The organism is Halalkalibacter kiskunsagensis, assembly GCF_037027555.1.
Classification (GTDB): Bacteria; Bacillota; Bacilli; order Bacillales; family Bacillaceae_D; genus Halalkalibacter; species Halalkalibacter kiskunsagensis.
In genome coordinates, this window is the sequence record NZ_JAXBLX010000092.1 from 1 (window position 1) to 3540 (window position 3540).

At 36.4% G+C, this 3540-nt stretch carries 2 protein-coding genes; one reads left to right on the forward strand and one right to left on the reverse strand.

Annotated elements, in window-relative coordinates; translation table 11 throughout:
* Window positions 1–367 precede the first annotated feature (367 nt).
* Complete coding sequence (locus tag SLH51_RS24305; protein ID WP_390183780.1) at window positions 368–1837, forward strand: alanine/glycine:cation symporter family protein; 1470 nt, start codon at window positions 368–370, stop codon at window positions 1835–1837.
* Window positions 1838–1916: 79 nt separating this feature from the next.
* Here the strand turns inward: SLH51_RS24305 and SLH51_RS24310 are convergent, their stop codons facing one another.
* A complete protein-coding gene (locus SLH51_RS24310; protein WP_335964171.1) occupies window positions 1917–2870 on the reverse strand; it encodes an L-lactate dehydrogenase in 954 nt (317 codons plus the stop codon).
* Between the last annotated feature and the right edge of the window lie 670 nt (window positions 2871–3540).

Below are 3540 nucleotides of genomic sequence, written 5' to 3' on the forward strand. Positions count from 1 at the left end.
ATGAATTAAGTATACAAAAAAGAACCCTATAAAGTAGTCCTTTTTTCAAAGTGTCTACTCTATAGGGTACATTTTATTTTGAGTGGTCTTTTATTTATAAGATAAGATTTCTAAACCTATATTTACTCCTTTTAAGTGAAATTTCATTTGTTCTAGAGACGGAGATCTCTCATACTCAGTCGCATCGCCTTCCTTAACGAACGTTCTAAAGATGAAAACGTAAACAAAAAAGGAGAATGCGAATAATGACGAATTATTTTTTTGTTTATTCCGTTTTTTCTTTGTTGCCATCAGATAGCGATTAAACTATAATTCGAATAAGAAATAATATTTAAAAAAATATTGAAAATCGTAGGGGGGGATTTATTTGGAGCAGATTGTCAATTGGCTTAACGATGTTCTTTGGAGTACACCGATGATTATTTTCTGTCTTGGAGTAGGGTTATTATTTTCCATTCTTACTCGTTTTTTGCAAGTTAGACACCTAAAGGATATGGTGAAACTTACGTTTAGTGGGAAAAGCTCTTCAGCAGGTATTTCATCATTTCAAGCGCTTGCCATTGCACTTTCAGGGCGTGTCGGAACCGGTAATATAGCTGGTACAGCGACTGCGATTGCCTTTGGTGGGCCTGGAGCGGTCTTTTGGATGTGGACAATTGCTTTTATCGGAGCTTCTAGTGCTTTTATTGAATCAACACTTGCTCAAATGTACAAAGAGAAGCAAAATGGTCAATATCGTGGTGGACCAGCTTATTATATTGAAAAAGGAATAGGTTGGAAATGGTATGCTGTAATTTTCTCGGTTGCTACGATACTTGCAATGAGTTTATTAATGCCTGGAATTCAAGCTAATTCAATTGCTGTTGCTGTTGAAAATGCATTTTCAGTCAGTACGTCTGTTACAGGTCTTATTTTAATTGTAGTGATTGGTATTATTATCTTTGGTGGAGTAAAACGGATTGCAAGCGTAGCGCAATATGTTGTTCCATTTATGGCGGTAGCGTATATATTACTATCGCTTATCATTGTGTTAGTTAATATTACTGGATTACCAGCTGTTATCGGATTGATTTTTAGTAGCGCGTTTGGTGCTGATGCAGCCTTTGGTGGAATTATTGGTCTCGCTATATCATGGGGTGTGAAACGTGGAATTTACTCAAATGAAGCAGGGCAAGGAACGGGTCCTCATGCCGCCGCTGCTGCGGAAGTATCACACCCAGCTAAGCAGGGGTTAGTTCAATCATTTTCTGTTTATATTGATACACTACTTGTCTGCTCGGCTACTGCGTTTATGATTCTATTTACAGGTATGTATAATGTGGAAAGCCCAAGTGGGGGCTTTATTGTTAATTATATTAGTGAGATACCAGCTGGAGCAGGGTACACTCAAGCTGCTATTGAGTCAGTTCTTCCAGGCTTTGGGGCGTCATTTGTTGCGGTTGCATTATTCTTCTTTGCGTTCACTACGATTATGGCTTACTATTACATGGCGGAAACGAATATTGCTTATTTGATTCGCGGCAAATTTAATAAATTGGGAATGTTTCTTTTAAAAGTAGTCTTACTATTAGCTGTATTCTTTGGTGCAGTGAGAGAAGCGGATCTAGCATGGGCGTTTGGAGATGTTGGGTTAGGTTTAATGGTGTGGCTGAATTTAATAGCGATTTTAATCCTTGCCAAGCCTGCTTTGCGTGTTTTGAAAGATTATGAAGCGCAAAAGAAACAAGGGATCGATCCTGTATTTGATCCGAAGAAACTTAATATTAAGAATGCGGATTATTGGGAGCATGAATACAAAGAAGATCAAAAGGAAAATAATGATAAGCTTTCAAGCTAAATAGACGAGAGCCTCCCAAATTAGGGGAGGCTCTCATTTTTGAGGTGAGCAGATCACGTTATTTAAAACAAATATTTAATCAAAGGATCTTTAAACTAGGAGCCATTGATTGACGAAGAACTTCTACTGAATGATCAAATTGTTGTTTCTCTTTTTCGGTTAATTCTATTTCTATAACCTGTCTAATTCCATTTCGGTTAAGGATCGCAGGTGCTCCTATATAGACATCGGAGTGTCCGTATTCACCTTCAAGGTATACAGAAACAGGAAGTATGCTGTTTTCATTTTGCAAGATAGCTCTTGTTATTCGAACTAATGACATTCCTATTCCGTAAAAAGTAGCTCCTTTTCGATCAATGATATGATAGGCTGCATCTCGCACATTTTCAAATATTCTTTCAAGGTCGTTTGTATTGTAGCTGCCGTTTCTATTTATAATAGTGTCAAGTTTCTCCACTCCGATTGTAGTATGACTCCAAACGGGAAGTTCTGTATCGCCGTGTTCACCAATGATATAGGCATGAATGTTGCGAGCGTCAATTTCAAAATAGTCTCCTAACATATAGCGCAATCTAGCGGAATCTAAAGTAGTCCCAGATCCAATGACTCGTTCTTTTGGTAAGCCGGATGTTTTCCAAGTAACGTAAGTCATAATATCAACAGGGTTTGTGGCGACTAAAAAGATGCCATCGAATCCGCTCTTCATGACGTTAGTTACAATTTCTTTAAAAATGACCGTATTCTTAGCTACTAAATCAAGTCTTGTTTCACCGGGTTTTTGTGCTAGTCCTGCGCTAATGACAACTAGGTCTGCTGGCTGGCAGTCTTTATATGTTCCACTCCATACTCTCATGGCGCTCGGAGCGAAAGGGAGACCGTGATTTAAATCCATAGCTTCTCCCTCTGCTCGTAGTTCATTTACATCTATTAGGACCAATTCCTCAACTACTCCTTGGTTAATTAATGAATAAGCGTAGCTGCATCCAACAGCTCCTGTTCCAATAAGAACTACTCGATTTACTTTTCCATTCATAGGAAACGCCTCCTTTAAATCTCTATATACAAAGTATAACATGAGTTTGTGAAAGTATTCACATGATCTGTGAATATATTGTGAAATTCATCTAGCTTAATCTGGTTAGTTGGAAAATGAAACATTTATTATGTGTAGAGGCTAACGTTTTATTATATGTTGTCATGTTGTCGTTTAAAAATTGTTTTTTGTGATAAAATGTTTGATTCTTCTCTTTTCTATACAATAACAGTATGAACTAAATAAACTCAAAAAAACAAATCGATTATCATTTATATATTTGTAAATACTACAGTAATGTGATAAATTATAAATTCTGAGTCAAAAAAATTGTCAATTATTAAAATAAGTTATTGCGTAGAATAAAGAAATGTGATAAATTATTTTTTGTTCTATATATCAAGAAAAATCATCTTTTGAGTTTTAGAAAAACACTCGAAAGTTATTGCATGGAATTGAATCGTGTGTTAATATAATGAATGTCGCCGACAAGTGACAGTTGGTTACTTTAACGACGAAGAGTTCTTTGAAAACTGAACAAAAGCCAAGCGAAATAGAGATAGTTTTGTTGGTGTTTATCAACGGAACCACAATCTCGTCAATTAAATCCTATCATTCGATAGGTTGAAATAACTTAGTATCGTTAGCGATACATTTTGAGCGAATCAAC

What these genes read in the sequence shown, in the direction of transcription:
- SLH51_RS24310 (WP_335964171.1), bottom strand. Translation starts at nt 2,870, where the DNA reads ATGAATGGAAAAGTAAATCGAGTAGTTCTTATTGGAACAGGAGCTGTT.